The organism is Variovorax sp. VRV01 (assembly GCF_014852545.1).
GTDB lineage: Bacteria > Pseudomonadota > Gammaproteobacteria > Burkholderiales > Burkholderiaceae_C > Variovorax > Variovorax beijingensis_A.
This window is the reverse complement of the sequence record NZ_JACVBS010000006.1, coordinates 65940-84718: the sequence shown is the minus strand read 5'-3', so window position 1 is coordinate 84718 and position 18779 is coordinate 65940. Positions and strand designations below refer to the sequence as shown.

At 68.6% G+C, this 18779-nt stretch carries 15 protein-coding genes; 8 read left to right on the top strand and 7 right to left on the bottom strand.

Going from position 1 to position 18779, the window contains the following annotated elements; translation table 11 throughout:
• The first annotated feature begins 90 nt into the window (after positions 1-90).
• Positions 91-1599 (top strand): efflux transporter outer membrane subunit, encoded by a 1509-nt coding sequence (locus IB278_RS12570; RefSeq protein WP_192323579.1) that lies wholly within the window; start codon positions 91-93, stop codon positions 1597-1599.
• Positions 1600-1689: 90 nt separating this feature from the next.
• Here IB278_RS12570 and IB278_RS12565 read toward each other — a convergent pair whose 3' ends face one another.
• Complete coding sequence (locus tag IB278_RS12565; RefSeq protein ID WP_021008268.1) at positions 1690-2055, bottom strand: SPW repeat protein; 366 nt, start codon at positions 2053-2055, stop codon at positions 1690-1692.
• A 109-nt stretch (positions 2056-2164) separates the two neighbouring features.
• Positions 2165-3031, bottom strand: coding sequence for a MurR/RpiR family transcriptional regulator (locus IB278_RS12560; protein WP_192323578.1), 867 nt, complete (start codon positions 3029-3031; stop codon positions 2165-2167).
• 137 nt (positions 3032-3168) lie between these two features.
• On the opposite strand from IB278_RS12560, the gene IB278_RS12555 reads away from it, so the two are divergent.
• From IB278_RS12555 to IB278_RS12540, 4 genes are all read left to right on the top strand, one after another.
• Positions 3169-4503 carry an aspartate aminotransferase family protein gene (locus tag IB278_RS12555; RefSeq protein WP_192323577.1) on the top strand — a complete coding sequence of 445 codons (1335 nt, stop codon included), beginning with the start codon at positions 3169-3171 and terminating at the stop codon, positions 4501-4503.
• Between the two features lie 61 nt (positions 4504-4564).
• On the top strand, positions 4565-5479 hold the full coding sequence (locus IB278_RS12550) for an amino acid ABC transporter substrate-binding protein (RefSeq protein ID WP_192323576.1): 915 nt from the start codon (positions 4565-4567) through the stop codon (positions 5477-5479).
• Between the two features lie 13 nt (positions 5480-5492).
• Positions 5493-6146 (top strand): aspartate/glutamate racemase family protein, encoded by a 654-nt coding sequence (locus tag IB278_RS12545; RefSeq protein ID WP_192323575.1) that lies wholly within the window; start codon positions 5493-5495, stop codon positions 6144-6146.
• Positions 6147-6226: 80 nt separating this feature from the next.
• Positions 6227-7051 (top strand): undecaprenyl-diphosphate phosphatase, encoded by an 825-nt coding sequence (locus IB278_RS12540; protein ID WP_145746198.1) that lies wholly within the window; start codon positions 6227-6229, stop codon positions 7049-7051.
• Between the two features lie 27 nt (positions 7052-7078).
• On the opposite strand, the gene IB278_RS12535 is transcribed toward IB278_RS12540, so the two are convergent.
• A complete protein-coding gene (locus IB278_RS12535; RefSeq protein ID WP_145746199.1) occupies positions 7079-7900 on the bottom strand; it encodes an IclR family transcriptional regulator in 822 nt (273 codons plus the stop codon).
• A 125-nt stretch (positions 7901-8025) separates the two neighbouring features.
• Between IB278_RS12535 and IB278_RS12530 the strand changes: the two genes are divergently transcribed.
• Complete coding sequence (locus tag IB278_RS12530; protein WP_145746200.1) at positions 8026-8994, top strand: Bug family tripartite tricarboxylate transporter substrate binding protein; 969 nt, start codon at positions 8026-8028, stop codon at positions 8992-8994.
• 10 nt (positions 8995-9004) lie between these two features.
• Entirely contained in the window at positions 9005-11356 is a 2352-nt protein-coding gene (locus IB278_RS12525; protein WP_192323574.1) for a cytochrome P450/oxidoreductase, read from the top strand.
• Between the two features lie 15 nt (positions 11357-11371).
• Here the strand turns inward: IB278_RS12525 and IB278_RS12520 are convergent, their stop codons facing one another.
• Positions 11372-12040 (bottom strand): response regulator transcription factor, encoded by a 669-nt coding sequence (locus tag IB278_RS12520; RefSeq protein WP_192323573.1) that lies wholly within the window; start codon positions 12038-12040, stop codon positions 11372-11374.
• A gap of 338 nt (positions 12041-12378) precedes the next feature.
• Between IB278_RS12520 and IB278_RS12515 the strand changes: the two genes are divergently transcribed.
• Complete coding sequence (locus IB278_RS12515; RefSeq protein ID WP_410000816.1) at positions 12379-14322, top strand: YadA family autotransporter adhesin; 1944 nt, start codon at positions 12379-12381, stop codon at positions 14320-14322.
• Positions 14323-14365: 43 nt separating this feature from the next.
• Here the strand turns inward: IB278_RS12515 and IB278_RS12510 are convergent, their stop codons facing one another.
• Genes IB278_RS12510 through mutS form a run of 3 tightly spaced genes read right to left on the bottom strand, consistent with a single transcriptional unit; the run spans position 14366 to position 18714 of the window.
• Positions 14366-15175 (bottom strand): alpha/beta fold hydrolase, encoded by an 810-nt coding sequence (locus IB278_RS12510; protein ID WP_186454237.1) that lies wholly within the window; start codon positions 15173-15175, stop codon positions 14366-14368.
• A gap of 14 nt (positions 15176-15189) precedes the next feature.
• The gene (locus IB278_RS12505) at positions 15190-16029 is read right to left on the bottom strand and encodes a proteasome-type protease (RefSeq protein WP_012748685.1); all 840 of its coding nucleotides are present in this window, start codon (positions 16027-16029) and stop codon (positions 15190-15192) included.
• A 27-nt stretch (positions 16030-16056) separates the two neighbouring features.
• Positions 16057-18714, bottom strand: a complete 2658-nt coding sequence (mutS, locus tag IB278_RS12500) for a DNA mismatch repair protein MutS (RefSeq protein WP_192323572.1) — start codon at positions 18712-18714, stop codon at positions 16057-16059.
• Between the last annotated feature and the right edge of the window lie 65 nt (positions 18715-18779).

Here is an 18779-nt window from a genome sequence, read left to right as displayed (position 1 = left end):
GCAAAGCCGGTTCCGCGGTGTTCCTGGCCTGGGGCTGCGTGGTTTCAGCCGCCGCGGGCAAAGCGGTCGCGTGGTGAAAGACCCGGAAGAATGAATGAAGCTGCCATGACACACCGACAACGCATCCTTTCGCATCTGCCCGGCAGGCTGTCCGCCCTGGCATTGGCCGCTGTGCTGGCCGGCTGCGCCGTAGGGCCCGCCTACGAAGTACCAACCTCGGCCGCACCCGCCGGCTGGAAGGAGCAGAAGACCGCCGAGGGCTGGCTGCCCGCCGCGCCGGCCGATGCGCTCGACCGCGGCGAATGGTGGAAGCTTTTCGGCGACGCCACGCTCGACGAGCTGGCCGCCCGCGTGCAGGTGTCGAACCAGAACATCGCCGCGGCCGTGGCCAACTACGCACAGGCCCAGGCGCTGGTGCGGGGCGAGCGGGCCGCGCTGTTTCCCACGGTGTCGCTCGACGGCAGCGGCCGGCGCAGCGGCAACGTCGGCGGCACCAGCAATGCGTCCAATGCCTTTTCGGCGACGCTGGGCGTCGACTGGGCGCCCGATGTGTGGGGGCGTCTGCGGCAGGCCGTGAGCAGCGCGCAGGCCAATGCACAGGCCAGCGAGGCCGACCTGGCGTCGGCGCGGCTGTCGGCCGTCGGCGACCTGGCCACCAACTACTTTTCGCTGCGCGAGGCCGATGCCGAGATCGTGCTGCTCGACCAGACCATCGAGGGCTACCAGCGCGCCTTCGAGATCACGAGCAACCGCTACAAGGCCGGCATTGCCGCGCAGACCGACGTGTTGCAGGCGCAGACCCAACTCGTGAGCGCACAGGCCGAACGCGTGGGCCTGCAGCGCACCCGGGCCACGCTGGAGCATGCCATTGCCATGCTGGTGGGCGTGGCGCCGGCCGATTTCAGCCTGCCCCCGGCGCAGTGGACGCCCACGGTGCCCGGCATTCCTACGGGCGTGCCTTCCACGCTGCTGCAGCGCCGGCCGGACATTGCGGCGGCCGAGCGCGCGGTGGCCGCGGCCAACGCGCAGATCGGCATTGCGCGTTCGGCGTACTTCCCCAACTTCGGCCTCAGCGCCTCGGTGGGCAGCAGCGCGAGCCGGGTGAAAGACCTGTTCAACGCATCCAATACGCTGTGGGCGCTGGGCCTGTCGGTGGCGCAGGTGGTGTTCGATGCGGGTGCGATCGGCGCCAGCGTCGATTCGGCCAAGGCGGCCCACGAAGCCAGCGTGGCGCGCTACCGCCAGACCGTGCTCACCGCCTTCCAGGCGGTGGAAGACCAGCTCACCGCAGGCGCCGCACTGGCGCAGCAGGAAGGCCTGCGGCGCGAAGCCTCGGCCGCAGCCGACAAGACCGAACAGCAACTGCTCAACCGCTATCGCGCGGCCCAGGTGAGCTACACCGAGGTCGTCACGGCGCAGGCCGCCGCCCTCGGCGCGCGGCGCACGCTGGTGCAGTTGCAGGTGAATCGCCAGACCGCCGCGGTGGCGCTGATCCAGGCCCTGGGCGGCGGCTGGCAAGCCGGCTGGACGGGCGAAACCTTGTCGCCCGCGCCGCCGACGGCGCAGGCTGCCCCTTCTCCGCAGAGCGGAGTGAAGTAGCTGCCCGGGGAGGGGCGGCTGCCCCGTCCCCCTCAGCCCCGCTGCGCCAGGCGCGCGGGGCCGCTTCTCACGACGCGATCGCCTGCGCGCTCAATGCGCGTGGCGATCCATGCTCCCGCCGAGGTAGTCCTTGTCGGTGACAAGCACCCACAGCGCGAGCACCAGGATGGCCGCAGCCACGAGCACCGCGTTGACCATCGCCTTCTCCACGGTGGCAAAGCCGAGCACCCAGGGTGACACGGCCAGCCAGATGGCGAGCGCGCCTTCGGTCCACTCTTCCCATGCACGCGGTACCAGCGTTGCGCCCAGCGCCACGGCGCCCAGCAGGACACCCGTCGCCACTGCGCTCCACATCGCGGCTGTGACGCCCTGGAAGCCCAGGACCCAAGGCGAGATGATCAGCCACGCGCCCAGGGCGACGTTGACCGGATCTTGCCAATGCTTCACTTGCTTCATGGTCATTACCTCCTGTCGCGACACACAACCGCGACAGCGGTTGGACCGCGCCGATCCGGCGGGGTTCCGCGATGCGGCACTGCAGCATGCAATCGGATCCGATCTGTGCCTAGCCCCCGCGCGCCACCGGCGCCACCAGATAGGCGCCCGACTCGAACAATTGCGCCTCGGCCTGGTCGATGCGCCGGATCACCGGCTTGCCCGCGCGGCTCGCGAGCAACTCGACCAGTGCTTCGGTCACGGCCACGCCAGCCGCCACCGAGGGAAAGAACGAGGGGCTGTTGATCGTGAAGAGCAGCGTTTCGTCCGCCAGCAGCGACAGCGGCGAAGCCACGCTGTCGGTGATGGCCACGATGCGGCAGCCGGCGGCCCGGGCCGCCTCGGCCACCTGCAGCGCCTCGCGCGAGTAGGGCATGAAGCTGGCCACCACCAGTGCGTCGCCCTTGGCGAAGGCGCGCTGCTGCATTTCGAGCGAACCGCCCTGGCCATCGACCAGGTGCACGCTGGCGCGGAAGAGCCGGTAGACGTAGACGAACGAGAACGCGATCGGAAAGCAGGCCCTGAAACCCGCCGCATGCACCGCGGGAGCCTTCTCGATCAGCGCGCAGGCCTTTTGCAGCGCCTGCTCGCTCTGCTGGTGCGTGGCTTCCAGGTTGCGGCGCTGCACCTCGAACATCTCGGCCGTGAGGCTGCGGTCCTGCGCGCGGCCGATGAGCTGCTTGGCGCGCCCGCCGTAGGTTTCGCTGCCCAGGCCCATGTCGCCGGCAAAGGCTTCCTTGAGCTGCGGCCAGCCCGCATAGCCCAGGTGCTGCGCAAAGCGCACCAGCGTGGCGGGCGTGCTCTGCGCGCGCGTGCCCACACTGCGCATCGAGGCGGTCACCACCTCGTTGGGATGGTCGAGCACATAGCGCGCCACCTGTTGCAGCGCGGGGCTCAGTTCGTTGAAACGCTGGCGGATCTGGTCTCTGGCGCCCATGGCGGTGTCTCTCTTCTGGCGGTCGTTGGAACGAATGTACCGGACGTGGAACGACGGAACAGTTGACGGAACAAATGTTCCAGATAACAATATCGTGGAAACGTTAGTTCCAAACACGAATCCGCCAGCCACCCGCCATGACGCACGTCTTCCACCGCCACCTTCGCCACACCCCGCCGGTTGCCGCCGGCTCCAGCGGCATGTTCATCCGCGATGCCGAAGGGCGCGAATACCTCGACGCCTCGGGCGGCGCGGCCGTGTCTTCGCTCGGCCACGCGCACCCCGAGGTGCTGGCCGCCATGCATGCGCAGCTCGACCGGCTGGCGTATGCGCACACCAGTTTCTTCACCAGCGAAGTGGCCGAGCAGCTGGCCGACGAGCTGGTCGCTTCCGCCCCCGAGGGCATGAGCCACGTGTACCTGGTGAGCGGCGGCTCCGAGGCGGTGGAGGCGGCGCTCAAGATGGCGCGGCAGTATTTCGTCGAGACCGGCCGGCCGCAGCGCACGCACTTCATCGCGCGCCGCCAGAGCTACCACGGCAACACACTGGGCGCGCTGGCCGTGGGCGGCAACGCGTGGCGGCGCGAGCCGTTCGCGCCCATCCTGGTGCTGGCCACCCATGTGGCGCCGTGCTATCCGTACCGCGAGCAGCGTGCCGATGAGAGCGCCGAGCAGTACGGCCTGCGGCTCGCGGCCGAGCTCGAAGCAGCCATCCTCGCGCAGGGCGCCGACCGCGTGATCGCCTTCGTGGCCGAAACGGTGGGCGGTGCCACGGCCGGCGTGCTCACGCCCGTGCCGGGCTACTTCAAGGCGGTGCGCGCGGTGTGCGACAAATACGGCGTGCTGCTGATCCTCGACGAGGTGATGTGCGGCATGGGCCGCACGGGTTCGCTGCACGCCTGCGAGCAGGAGGGCGTGGTGCCCGACCTCATCACCATCGCCAAGGGCCTGGGCGGCGGCTACCAGCCGGTGGGCGCGGTGCTCGCGCAGCGCAGGATCGTCGAGGCCATGTCGAAGGGCAGCGGCTTCTTCCAGCATGGCCACACCTACCTCGGCCATCCGATGGCCTGCGCGGCGGCGCTCGCGGTGCAGCAGGTGATCCGGCGCGACGGCCTGGTCGCCAAGGTGCGCGAAGACGGCGCAGCCTTCGGCGCGATGCTGGCCGAGGCGCTCGGCGGCCACGCGCATGTGGGCGACATCCGCGGCCGCGGCTTCTTCTGGGGCATCGAGCTGGTGGCCGACCGCGCGAGCAAGGCACCGTTCGATCCAGCGCTGAAGGTCCATGCGCTGGTCAAGAAGGAAGCCATGGCGCGCGGCCTGCTGTGCTACCCCTTCGGCGGCACGGTCGATGGCCGGCAGGGCGACCACGTGCTGCTCGCGCCGCCCTTCATTGCCACGCGGCAGCAGCTGCAGGACATCGCGGCCCGCCTCGCGGCTTCCATCGATGCGGTGACGCGCGCCGCCGCGCGCTGATCCTTTCGTTGCCGATTTTCTTTCGTCTGTTTTCTTCAACGCCGTTCCGAGGAGCGCTTCCATGCCCAAGCTTCGTCTGCCGATCCCTTTCGGTGCTGCCGCTCTCGCGGTGGCCTTTGCCGCCCTGTTGCCGCACGCAGCCGCGCAGGCCCAGGAGAACGACACGCTCGCCAAGATCAAGGCGAGCGGCGCCATCACCTTCGGCTACCGCGAGTCGTCGTTCGGCTTCTCCTACCTCGACGGCAACCTGAAGCCGGTGGGCTACAGCATCGAGATCTGCAACCGCATCGTCGAGGCGGTGAAGACCGAGCTCAAGCTGCCGGCCATCGAGATCAAGTACCAGGCCGTGACCTCGGCCAACCGCATTCCGCTGGTGCAGAACGGCACGGTGGACATCGAGTGCGGCTCCACCACCAACCTGGTCGAGCGCCAGAAGCAGGTGGCGTTCTCGCCCGACATCTTCCGCTACAACGTGCGCATGCTGGTGAAGGCCGATTCGGGCATCAGGAGCATTGCCGACCTGCAGGGCAAGACGGTGGCCACCACCACGGGCACCACCTCGTTCCGCCTGCTGCGCGAGGCCGACAAGGGCCGCAACCTCGAGGTGAACAACCTGGGCGGCAAGGACCACAGCGATTCCTTCCTGCTGGTGGAAAGCGGCCGTGCGCAGGCCTTCGTGCTCGACGACATCCTGCTGGCCGGCCAGATCGCGAATGCGCGTAATCCGAAGGACTTCATCATCACCGGCGAGAGCCTGCGCACCGAGAACCAGTCGCTCATGTTCCGCAAGGACGATCCGGCCTTCAAGGCACTGGTGGACCGCGTGGTGTCGGGCATGATGAAGTCGGGCGAGATGGAAAAGCTCTACAACAAGTGGTTCATGTCGCCGATTCCGCCCAAGGGCATCAACATCAACTACCCGCTCAATGCCGAGACGAAGGAGGCCTTTGCCAACCCCTCGTCCAAGGGCATCTGACCAATCCTGCCGCATGACCCGCATCGCCCTGATCCACGCCCTCTCGCACTCGGTTGCGCCCATCAACGCCGCCTTCGAGCGCGACTGGCCCGAGGCCGTGCGCATGAACCTGCTGGACGACAGCCTTTCGGCCGACCTCGCGCGCAACGGCCGCGGGCTCGACGCGGCGATGCATGCGCGCTTTCAGCAACTCGCGCAGTACGCGGTCGACACGGGTGCCGAAGGCATCCTCTTCACCTGCTCGGCCTTCGGGCCCTGCATCGAGGCGGTGGCGAGGCGGCATGCGGGCATGCCGGTGCTCAAGCCCAACGAGGCGATGGTGGCGGAGGCCGCGCAAGGGCAGGGCCGCCTCGGGCTCATCGCCACCTTCGCGGCCACGCTGGTATCGATGCCGCCGGAGTTTCCGGCCGGCACCGCACTCGAGCCCGTGCTGGCCGAAGGCGCGCTCGACGCGCTGAACGCCGGCGACACGCAGCGGCACGACGCGCTGATCGCCGCCCAGGCGGTGGCGCTGCGCGAGCGCGGCTGCACGCGCATTGCGCTCGCGCAGTTCAGCATGGCGCGCGCGCGCGCCGCCTGCGAAGCGGCCAGCGGCCTGCCGGTTCTCACCACCGTCGACAGCGCGGTGCGGGCCCTGCGGCTGCGCACGAATCAAGCTGCGCGATAAAGCCCGCGGATGCCAGGGGCCAGCTGAACCTGGCCTGACTCGATGCCTCGCCATAATTGCTGCTCTTTAAAGGAGTAAGCGTGGACATCGTTTTGCTGGTGAAGGCCGCCATCATGGGCATCGTCGAGGGGCTGACCGAGTTTCTGCCCATCTCGTCGACGGGACATCTGATTCTTGCAGGCTCGCTGCTCGGCTTCGACGACGACAAGGCGAAGGTGTTCGACATTGCCATCCAGACCGGTGCGATCTTCGCGGTGATCCTGGTGTACTGGCAGAAGATCCATTCCACCGTGGTGGCGCTGCCGAGGCAGCCCAAGGCAAGGCGCCTCGCGCTCAACGTGGTCATCGGATTTCTCCCCGCCGTGGTGCTTGGGCTGGTGTTCGGCAAGATGATCAAGGCGCACCTCTTCACCCCGGTGGTCGTGGCCAGCACCTTCATCATCGGCGGCTTCATCATCCTGTGGGCCGAGAAGCGGCCGCCAGGCTCGGTGCGCATCGAGCATGTCGACGACATGACGATGTGGGACGCGCTCAAGGTCGGCCTGGTGCAGTGCTTCGCGATGATTCCGGGCACCAGCCGCAGCGGCTCGACCATCATCGGCGGCATGCTGCTCGGCCTGTCGCGCCAGGCGGCCACCGACTTTTCGTTCTTCCTGGCCATCCCGACGCTGATCGGCGCCGGTGCCTACAGCCTCTACAAGGAACGCGCGCTGCTGTCGGTGGCCGACATTCCGCTGTTCGCTGTGGGGCTGGTGTTTTCCTTCATCAGCGCCTGGCTCTGCGTGCGCTGGCTGCTGAAGTACATCAGCACGCACGACTTCATTCCCTTTGCCTGGTACCGCATCGCCTTCGGCATCGTGGTGCTGGCCACGGCCTGGACCGGCACGGTGGTCTGGGCGGAATAGGAACAGGCGCAGCGGCTGTCCCGGCGCTCAGGCGCCGTTCCCGTGCCCCAGGATGGCGCTTGCGGCGCGGGCCTCCTGGCGCACCGCGGCAGCGATCGGGCCGTCGATGGCGGGGTCGAAGCCGCCTGTCGCCCCCAAGGCCGTCAGCACGGCGCACACGCGGCCCGCATAGTCGTAGACCGGCGCCGCCACGGCGCTGATGCCGCGCAGGTAGGTGTCTCTCACGCTCGCGCAGCGCGCCTTCTGCACGTCGCGCCGCAGCTGGCCGATGGGGTCCTTCGCGTCCAGCGTGGCCCGCATGTCTTCCGGTGACTCCGCCAGTTCCTGCTCGGCCAGCGCCAGCACCCGCGACTCGTCGAGGAGGCCCAGGAACGCGCGGCCGGTGGCCGACCAGAGCATCGACATCACCGAGCCCGCGCGCACGTTCACCGTGACCGGCAGGCCCGGTTCCTCGAAGCGTACGATGGTCGGCCCCTTGTTGCCCATGACCGCGACGAAGCAGGTCACTTCGAGCGATTCGCGCAGCCGGACCAGGCTGGGCTCGGCCGCGCGGATCGGGTCGGCCTGGCGCATGGCGGCCAGGCCGATCTGGATGGCTTCCGTGCCCAGGTAGTAGTGCTGCGAGACGGCGTCCTGCAGCACCAGCCCTTCCTCCATCAGGCTGGCAAGGTAGCGGTGCACCTTGGCCGGGCTTTCGCCGACGTGGGCCGACAGGGCGGTGAGGCTGCTGCGGCCGCCCAGGTGGGCCAGCCCCTTGAGCACCGCCATGCCGGTTTCGGCCGATTGCACGCGCTGGCGGCGTTCGCGGGTCGCGGGGGAGAGCGCGGGGAGTTCCGGGGCTTGGGTCATGTGGGCTTCATGTTAGGTGCTGGAACCGGGCGCCGAGCGGCCGCCCGGGTTCAGGGTTGTCCCTTGACCATGATTACGCAATGCGTATGATACTTACGCAATACGAAATCATGTCGGAGACATCCATGAAAAACCGCCTTGCTCGGTGCCTTGCCGTTCTTTCCCTTGCTGCCGCGGCAAGCGCCAGCGCCCAGACCTTTCCCGCCAAGCCGATCCGCTGGCTCGTTCCGTACGCGGCGGGCGGCGGCTCCGACTTCCTGGCGCGCACGGTCGCGCAGACGCTCTCCGCCCAGGTGGGGCAGCCGGTGCTGGTGGACAACAAGCCCGGCGGCAATACCGCGCTGGCCGCGGCCGAGACGGCGCGCGCGCCGGCCGACGGCTACACGGTGCTGTCGGCCGACAACGGCACGCTGGTGTTCAACCCCGCGCTCTACAAGGCGCTGTCTTACAGCCCGACCAAGGACCTGGCACCCGTCACGCTGATGGGCAAGTTTCCGATGATCCTGGTGGTCGGCGCCAATTCCGGCATTGCCACGGCCAAGGATTTCATCGCCAGGGCCAAGGCCAAGCCTGGCGACCTGAGCTACGCCTCGGCCGGCGCGGGCAGCCCGCATCACCTGGCGATGGAACTGCTCAAGGTGGAGGCCGGCCTCTTCATGGTCCACGTGCCGTACCGCGGCGCGGCGCCTGCGCTGGCCGATGTGGTGGGCGGGCAGCTGCCGGCCATGATGGTCGACCTGGCGGCCGGCGCGGGCTTCATCAAGGGCGGCAAGGTCCGCGCTCTGGCGGTGGCCAACCCGACGCGGCTGCCGCAGCTGCCCGACGTGCCCACTTTCGCCGAGCTCGGCTACAGGAACGTCGAGGCCGCCGCGCTGGTCGGCGTGGTGGTGCCCTCGGCCACGCCGCCGGAGGTGGTGAACACGCTCAACCGCCAGCTGGTGGCCGCGATCAACGAACCCTCGGTGCGCACGCGCATGACCGACTTCGGCGTGGAGCCCGTGGGCAGCACGCCCGCGCAGTACGCCGCGCTGCTCAAGAGCGAGACCGTGCGCTGGCACAAGCTCATCCGGGACCTGAAGATCACCCTCGACTGAGCCCGCCGCCATGTCCGCCGACACCGCCTTGCCTCCACGCACCTCCGGCTGTCCCGTCGCGCACGGGCCGCTGTCTTCCGAGCGCACGCCCACCGGCTGTCCCGTCAGCGCGCGCGCGGCCGAGTTCGACCCCTTCGAGGACGGCTACCAGCAGGACCCGCCCGAATACGTGCGCTGGGCGCGCGAGAAGGAGCCGATCTTCTTCAGCCCCAGGCTCGGCTACTGGGTGATCACGCGCTACGACGACATCAAGGCGGTGTTCCGCGACAACATCACTTTCAGCCCCTCGAACGCGCTGGAGAAGATCACGCCCACGAGCGACGAGGCCAATGCCGTGCTCGCCTCCTACGGCTTTGCTTTGAACCGCACGCTGGTGAACGAGGACGAGCCCGCCCACATGCCGCGCCGCCGCGTGCTGATGGACCCGTTCACGCCCGAGGCGCTCAGGCACCACGAGCCGATGGTGCGCGAGCTGGCGCGCAGCTATGTCGACCGCTTCATCGACGACGGCCGCGCCGATCTCGTCGACCAGATGCTGTGGGAAATTCCGCTGACCGTGGCGCTGCACTTCCTTGGCGTGCCCGAGGAAGACATGGACACGCTGCGCAAGTATTCGATTGCGCACACCGTCAACACCTGGGGCCGGCCGAAGCCCGAAGAGCAGGTGGCCGTGGCGCATGCGGTGGGCAACTTCTGGCAGTACGCCGGCAAGGTGCTCGAGAAGATGCGCCAGGACCCCGACGCGCCCGGCTGGATGCAGTACGGCATCCGCAAGCAGAAGCTGCACCCCGAGGTGGTGACCGATTCGTACCTGCACTCGATGATGATGGCCGGCATCGTGGCCGCGCACGAGACCACCGCCAACGCCACCGCCAACGCGGTCAAGCTGCTGCTGCAACATCCGCAGGTGTGGCGGGAACTCTGCGAAGACCCGGGTCTCATTCCCAACGCGGTGGAAGAGTGCCTGCGCCACAACGGCTCGGTGGCCGCCTGGCGGCGCCTCGTCACCAGGGACACGCAGGTGGGCGGCGTCGATTTGCCGGCCGGCTCGCGGCTCCTGATCGTCACCTCGTCGGCCAACCATGACGAGGCGCATTTCGCGGATGCCGACCTGTTCGACATTCGCCGCGACAACGCCAGCGACCACCTGACCTTCGGCTATGGCTCGCACCAGTGCATGGGCAAGAACCTCGCGCGCATGGAGATGCAGATCTTCCTCGAGGAGTTCACGCGGCGGCTGCCGCACATGCGCCTTGCCGAGCAGCGCTTCAGCTACGTGCCGAACACCTCGTTCCGCGGGCCCGAGCACCTGTGGGTCGAATGGGACCCTGCGGCCAATCCGGAGCGCGCGAACCCCGCGCTGCGCGAGGTGCAGGTGCCGGTGCGCATCGGCGAGCCCTCGCGGCACGCGATCGCGCGGCCGGTGGTGGTGGAGCGCGTGACGCCGGTGGCCGAGGGCATCGTGAAGCTGCGGCTCGTGTCGCCGGACGGCAAGCCGCTGCCGCGCTGGACCGCGGGTTCGCACATCGACGTGGAATGCGGCTCGCCCGAGCTGTCGCGCCAGTATTCGCTGTGCGGCGATCCCGACGAAGCCGGCGTGCTGGAGATCGCGGTGCTGCACGAGCCCGGGGGGCGCGGCGGCTCGGCCTGGGTGCACACGCAGGTGCAGGCCGGCGACCGGCTGCGCATCCGCGGGCCGCGCAACCACTTCCGGCTTGACGAGTCGCTCCGGAAGGCGATCTTCATTGCGGGCGGCATCGGCATCACGCCCGTGAGCGCCATGGCGCGCCGCGCGAAGGCGCTGGGCATGGACTACGAACTGCACTACAGCGGCCGCAGCCGCAGGCGCATGGCCTTTCTGGACGAGCTCGCGGCGCTGCACGGCGAGCGGCTGCATGTCCATGCGAGCGACGAAGGACGGCGCTGCGATCTGCGCGCGCTGCTCGTCGAGCCGGTGGCCGGTGCGCAGGTCTATGCCTGCGGCCCGCTGCGCATGCTCGAGGCGCTCGAAGACTGCTGCGCCGCCTGGCCCGAGGGTGCCTTGCGCGTGGAGCATTTCGAGTCGACGCTCGCCACGCTCGATCCGTCGAAGGAGCATGCGTTCGAAGTCGAGCTGAAGGATTCCGGCCTGGTGGTCACCGTGCCGCCCGACCAGACCCTGCTGTCGGCGTTGCGCGCCGCCAACGTCGATGTGCAGAGCGATTGCGAAGAGGGCCTGTGCGGCTCGTGCGAGGTGCGGGTGCTGTCCGGCAAGGTCGATCACCGCGACGTGGTGCTGACCCGCCCGGAACGCGAGGCCCACAACAAGATGATGGCCTGCTGCTCGCGCGCCTGCGAAGGCCGGCTGGTGCTCGAACTCTAGGGTTGGTCAGCGCGCCTAGGCGTGCCCGCCGGCCATGTGCGCCGTCTCGGCGCGCGAGCCGAGTGCCAGCTTTCTGTAGATGCCCTTGATGCGGCATTCCACCGCCAGCCGGGGCATCGCCAGCGCTTCGGCGACGTCGCGGTGGCCGAGCCCCTGCACCACGAGTTCAAGCGTCTTGCGCTCCTGCGGCGTCAGCGCCGCCTCAGGCATCGACCCCGGATCGGCCGCGTGCCCCGCATGCCAGGCAAGCACGCGCCGCGCAATGGCCGGATCGATGGTGGCGCCGCCCTGCTCGATGCTGCGCAGGCCGATGCTCAGTTCGAGGTCGTCGCGCTCCTTCAGGAGATAGGCCACCGCGCCGGCGCGAAGCGCGGAAAAAATGGCTTCTTCGCTGCGGGAGGCGGAAATGGCCACGGCCGGCACCTGCGGATGGTGAGCCTGCAGCCACTCGACGAGCTCGACCGTTTCGTCGCCGGGCAGGCCGATGTCCACCAGCACCACGCCGAAGCTCGGCTTTTCCAGCAGATGCATGGCCATCTCGGCATCGTCGGCCCAGATGATCTGCGGCTCGTCGCATCCGAGCGTAGGCAGGATGTAGCGCAGACGTTCTTGCATCGCCGTGTCGTTTTCGACCACGAGCACCGAGCTCAGCGAGACGGTTTCGACGGCTTCCGAGGAGAACATTTGGGCGGCATTCCGGGGCTGTGGCCGAAAAACTGGGACGTTTCGACTTATTTTCCATGAATGTTGCCTTAGTTCACATTTGTGGCGCCTCGTTTGTCCATGCGGTGGTCAGGGCTTTGCGACAGCGAGTGCTGAGGCCGACGCCGCCGGTGCGCGGTTCGAAGGCAAGGCTGCGGTCGAGGCTTCTTCATCTACCAGTTCTCCGGGATGGTCTTGCCGAAAACAAAAAGACACACTTTCCACGTTTTGTTCTAACTGTTCACGGGGAAAAGTCTATGGCCAACCAGACGACGGCAAAACAGCAGCAGTTCGCACGCAGGCTCGGACGGCTGCTGCCGATGACCCTGCTTCTTGCGGGAAGCGCACACGCTGCCGGTTATGCAGCCGGCGATGCGGGCAACCCAGGCCCTATTCGGCCAGGCTGGTCATCGAGCAGCGGCGGCAGCGCGGCCGTGGCCACCGCAGACGGCGCCACCGCAATCGGTGCGGGTGGAGATGGCAGCAACGGAACTGCCGGCGGCATCGGCGGAACCGGCGGCGCGGGAGCCAGCGCAACCGCCAATGGCTCGACGGCCATTGGAGGCGGTGGAACCGCTGGGCAGGGCTTTGCAGGAGGCACCGGCGGAGCTGGCGGCAGCGGCGCCCGGGCTTCGGCAAGCGGGGCTATCGCGCTGGGGGCGGGAGGCGCGGGCCCGGAAGGCTGCTGCGGCTACCCCGGCCATGCAGGTGGCAGCGGCGCGCAGGCCACGGGCAACGCGGCGGTCGCCATCGGAAGCGCCTCGGGCACCCAGCAGGGCGCCGTGGCGTCCGGCAGCGGCAGCACGGCGATCGGTGGCGCCAACGATGGCGTCTCGGGCGCGGCGGCGCTTGCAACGGGCAGCGTGGCCATCGGCTCTGGCAGCCAGGTCGCAGGCGGCGCGACCGGAAGCGTGGCCATCGGCGCGAACTCCTCTGCCACGGCGCCCAACACGGTCTCTTTCGGATCGACCGGCCAGACGCGCGGCCTGGTCAACGTCAGCGCCGGATCAGTGACCGCCACGAGCACCGATGTCGTCAACGGCAGCCAGCTGTACACCGTGCAGCAAGCCGCCAATGCGGCTTCCAACGCAGCGGACACCGCGCAGGCCACCGCCAGTGCCGCAACGGGCACGGCGGTTCTTGCCCAGACTGCGGCGGCGGCGGCCCAGGGCACGGCGAGCACCGCGCTTGCCAATGCGGCCACGGCACAGGCCACGGCCAATGGCGTCCAGAGTACGGCGAACACTGCCCTTGCCAATGCAGCCACTGCGCAAACCACGGCCAACGGCGCCCAAACCGCGGCAGCGGCTGCCCAGGGCACGGCCAACACCGCCTTGGGCGTGGCGAACAATTCGGTCCAGTACGGTCCGGGTGGCACGACTGTCAGCCTGAATGCCAACGGCGGCGCGGGAACCACGCTTGGCAACGTCCGGGCCGGCACGGCCGCGACGGATGCCGCTAACGTCGGTCAGGTCCAGCAGGCGGAGCAGGGTGCCGTCGCGGCCTCCAACAGCTTCACGGTGCAGCAGGTGACGGCCTTGCAGAGCGTGATGAACCAGGCCCTTGCCAACGGCCTGTGCAGCTTCAGCGGGGGCAGCGTGACCTGCGGCACGGGCAGCAAGGCCACCGGTGCGGGTGCCACGGCGCTGGGCGCCAATGCCACGGCCAATGGCGACAGCACCACCGCGGTGGGCAGCGGCGCCGAGGCCCGCCATGCCGGCTCGGTGGCCATCGGCGCCGGCGCCAGGGCCCTGGCCGATCCCACCACCGCCGTGGGCAACAACGCGGTGGCCACCGGCAACAACGGGGTGGCGCTGGGTGCCAACACGCTGGCCGCGGGCAGCAATGCGGTCGCGCTGGGCCAGGGCTCGGTGGCGGATCGCGACAACACCGTGTCGGTGGGTAACGCGGCCACCGGACAGCTGCGTGGCATTGCGAACGTCGCGCCTGGGTTGCTGGGCACCGATGCGGTCAACGTGAACCAACTGCAGCAGGCGGTGAGCAACGCGACCAGCCAGGCGAACGCCTTTGCCGCAAAGGGCGTGGCATCGGCATTGGCCATGCCGTCGATGCCGACCCTGCCGGCGGGCAAGAAATGGATGGGGGCGGCCGTGGGCGGCTACGCCGGCGCATCGGCCATCGGCTTTGCTTTCGGCTATCAGGTCAGCGACAACCTGAACCTGGGGCTGGGGGTCTCCACCGCCACCAGCAGCGGCAGCAGCAACCGCATTGCCGCCCGCGTGCAGGCCGGCTATTCCTGGTGAGGTGCGCCGCGAAGACCAGGCGCGCCTGTGTTGCCGCTGCCGATCAGCCCATCAGGTTGCGCAGCGCCGCCTCGACCGCCGCCGCTGTGGCCAGCGGCTTTTCCATGGGAAACAGGTGCGTGCCGTCGAGCATGGCGATGCGTCCCCTGGTGACCTTCTGGGTCATCGCCATGCCCACCTGCTTCATCTCCGCGGACTGGCGCCCGCCGATGAAGGCCGCCTTGCACTTGAGCGGATGGCGGCGCAGCAGCGCGCCCAGGTTGTGGGGCAGGGTGTTGTAGATGGCCGTTTCCACGTCGCGGTCGAAACTCAGTTCGCGCATGTCTTCGCTCGCGAAGGTGCCGTGGTCGATGTAGTCGTGCAGCACCTGCTCGTCCCACCTGGCAAAGGCCTTCTTGCTGCGGAAGTGCTCGAACACCGCTTCGCGGTGCGCCCAGCTGTTCCTGCGCTTGCGGCTGATGGCGCCGGGCGAAATGCTCTTCATGAGCGGTGTGCGCTTGACGACATTGAGCGTGTTCGCGCGCCAGCCGCTGAGAACCGGCGAGTCGAGCAGCACCACGCCGCAAGCGAGCGCCGGATGCAGCGCCGCGCACATCAGGCTCAGGATTCCGCCCAGCGAATGGCCGACCAGGAACACCGGGCCGCCGGCGCGGTCGGCGCGCTGCTGTGCGAAGTCGGCCAGCTGCTGCACCAGGTGCGGCCAGTTGTCGGTGACGGGGTACTTCGGGTCGTGCCCGAATTTCTCGATGGCATCGACCTCGAAGCCGCGGCTGCGCAGGCTGTCGAGGACGACGCGGTAGGTGCTCGCAGGAAAGCTGTTGCCGTGCGAGAACACGACGGGAGGCATCGGCATGGCCGCGGTCGGCTTCAGATCAGTTTTTCGTCGGGCGTCGAGATCTTGCGCAGCGGGCTGTGCCGCGTGGCCGGCATCTTCAGCGGATGCTCGGTGGCGGAGTCGTCCCACACCGGATCCTCGATGCTGTCGAACACCTCGCGCAGCTTCTGGCCCCAGCTGTTGTGCATCATGCGGTAGTAGGGGTTGTCGGCGTCGATGCAGATCACGCGGTCGGTCTCGAGCTTGTTGGCCTCGTACACCACCAGGTCGAGCGGCAGTCCCACCGACAGGTTCGACTTCATGGTCGAGTCCATCGACACCAGGGCGCACTTGGCGGCTTCGTCGAGCGGGGTCTCGGGCGTGAGCACGCGGTCGAGCACCGGCTTGCCGTACTTGGATTCGCCCACCTGGAAGTAGGGCGTCTCGGTGGTGGCCTCGATGAAGTTGCCGGCCGCATAGACCAGGAACAGGCGCATGCCTTCGCCCTTGACCTGGCCGCCGAAGATGAAGGACACGTTGAAGTCCAGCCCCGCATGCTTGAGCGCCTCGGCGTCGCGGTCATACACGTGGCGCACCGCCGAGCCGAGCACGCGCGCGGCGTCGAACATGCTCTTGGCGTTCCAGATGGTGATGGGGTCGCCCTGCGAGCCGTCTTCGCGCGTTTCGCGCAGCTCCTCGATCTGCAGGATTTCGCGCACCGACTGCGAGATGCTCAGGTTGCCCGAGGACAGCAGCACCATGACGCGGTCGCCCGGCTGCTCGTAGACGATCATCTTGCGGAAGGTGCTGATGTGATCCACGCCCGCATTGGTGCGCGAGTCGGAAAGAAACACCAGGCCGGCGTTGAGTTTGATGCCTACGCAATAAGTCATTTTTTCATCTCGCACGAAGGATGCCCGCTACGCAGCGCTGCGTTCGCGCGTGTTCAGTTTTTGTAAGGCATAGAGCGCGTCGAGCGCCTCCCGTGGCGTCATCGCATCGGGGTCGAGCGCGGCCAGGGCGGATTCTACGGCGCTGGCCATGGGCGTTTCGGCCGACGGGGGCGGGGCGAACAGGTCGACCTGCGCCCGCGTCTGGGCATGCTGCGACTCCAGCGCCTCGAGCGCCTGCCGCGCATGGTTGACCACCGCGGCCGGCATGCCCGCGAGCCGCGCCACCTGGATGCCGTAGCTCTTGCTGGCCGGACCGGGCTGCATTTCGTGCAAAAACACGATGTCGCGCCCCGCCTCGGTGGCGCTCACGTGCATGTTCACGGCGCAGTGGTGCGTGGCCGGGAATTCGGTCAGCTCGAAGTAATGGGTGGCAAACAGCGTGAAGGCCTTGCTGCGGTCGTGCAGCTGGGCCGCGATGCCCGCGGCCAGCGCCAGCCCGTCGAAGGTGCTGGTGCCGCGGCCGATCTCGTCCATCAGCACCAGCGACTGGGCGGTGGCGCTGTGCAAGATTTGCGCGGCCTCGGTCATCTCGAGCATGAAGGTCGACTGCGCGTTGGCCAGGTCGTCCGCGGCGCCGATGCGGGTGTGGATGGCGTCGATCGGCCCGAGCCGGCAGGCCGCCGCCGGCACGTGCGAGCCGATGGACGCCAGCAGCACGATGATCGCCACCTGCCGCATGTAGGTCGACTTGCCGCCCATGTTGGGGCCGGTGATCACCTGCATGCGCTGCTGCGGCCCGAGCTGGGTGTCGTTGGCGATGAAGCCGCCCGACGATTTTTCGGCCAGCCGCGCCTCCACTACGGGATGGCGGCCCTGCTGGATCTCGATGCAGGGGTGCGAGACGAAGCTCGGCGCGCGCCAGTGCAGCGTGTGCGAGCGCTCGGCCAGCGCGCACAGCGCGTCGAGCGTGGCAATGGCGCCGGCCAGCTGCGTGAGCGCCGGCACCGAGGGCTGCAGCGCATCGAGCAATTGCTCGTAGAGCCACTTCTCGCGGGCGAGGGCCCGGTCCTGCGCGCTCAGTGCCTTGTCCTCGAAGGCCTTGAGTTCGGGCGTGATGAAGCGCTCGGCGTTCTTCAGCGTCTGGCGGCGGCGGTAGTTGTCGGGCACCTTCGAGAGCGCGCTTTGCGTGACCTCGATGTAGAAGCCGTGCACGCGGTTGAACTGCACGCGCAGGTTGGAAATGCCGGTGCGCTCGCGTTCGCTGACTTCGAGCTTCAGCAAAAAATCGTCGCAGTTCTCGCTGATGGCGCGCAGCTCGTCGAGCTCGGCGTCGTGGCCGGTGGCGATCACGCCGCCGTCGCGCACCAGCGCCGACGGGTCGGGCTTGATCGCGCTCGCCAGCAGGTCGGCACAGCCCGGCGGCGGCGCGAGCCGTTCGATGATGCGGCCCAGCAGCTCGCCAGAGGCCGGAAGCGCCGGTGCCAGCTGCTCGGCCTTCGCGAGCGCGAGGCGCAGCGCGAGCAACTCGCGCGGACGCACCTGCCGGAGCGCGATGCGCGCCGCGATGCGTTCCACGTCGCTGGTGTTCTTGAGCTGCTCGCGCAGGGTGCGCCAGGGCGCGGCCGTGCCGCCCAGCACGGTGGACTGGAGCGCGGCAATGGCTTCGAGCCGGGCCTGCGCCTCGCTGCGGTCGCGCCGCGGCGACAGCAGCCAGCGCTTGAGCAGCCGGCTGCCCATGCCCGTCATGCAGGTGTCGAGCAGCGAGAACAGCGTGGGTGCGTCTTCGCCTCGCAGCGTTTGAACCAGCTCCAGGTTGCGCCGCGTGGTGGGCGGCAGTTCGATCAGGTCGCCATCGCGTTCCACCGACAGGCGTTGAACGTGCGAGAGCGCGCGGCCCTGCGTGTGCTCGGCATAGCCCAGCAGCGCAGCCGCGGCGGCATGCGCATTGGCGAGCGATTCGGCATTCCAGGCCGCGAGGCTGTTGCTGCCCATCTGCTCGCTGAGCTTGCGTTCGCCCAGGCCGCCGTCGAACTGCCATGCGGGCCGGATCGAGAGCGTGAAGGGCGTGGACGCACGCGCGGCCTTCAGGCGCTGCTCGAAGGCCGGCGTCACCTCGGCGCTGTAGAGCAGTTCGCTCGGCGCGATGCGCGCGATCCAGGCTTCGAGCGCATCGGCCGGGCATTCGGCCAGCCGCAACTCGGCGCCGGTCACGCTGAGCCAGGCCAGGCCGCAGAAGTTGCGTGTGCCCGCATGCACCGCGAGCAGCAGCGATTCGCTCTTGTCGTTCAGCAGTTCCGAATCGGTCAGCGTGCCGGGCGTGACCACCCGCACCACCTTGCGCTCGACCGGCCCCTTGCTGGCGCCGACTTCGCCCACCTGCTCGCAGATGGCCACCGATTCGCCCAGCTTGATGAGCCGCGCAAGATAGGTGTCGACCGCATGGAAGGGCACGCCGCACATCACCACCGGCTGGCCGGCCGACTGGCCGCGCTGGGTGAGCGTGATATCGAGCAGGCGGGCGGCCTTTTCGGCGTCGGCCCAGAACAGTTCGTAGAAATCGCCCATCCGGTAGAACAGCAGTGTGTCCGGATGGTTCGCCTTGAGGCCCAGGTACTGCGCCATCATGGGCGTGTGCCCGGAGAAGTCGCTGGTGGAGGGGGAGGGTTGCGCGGTCGTCGTTTTCACTCGGACGATTATCGGGGACGGCGAACGGTCCGGCCGGGCCGGCAGCCCACCTTTAAAATCCGCCG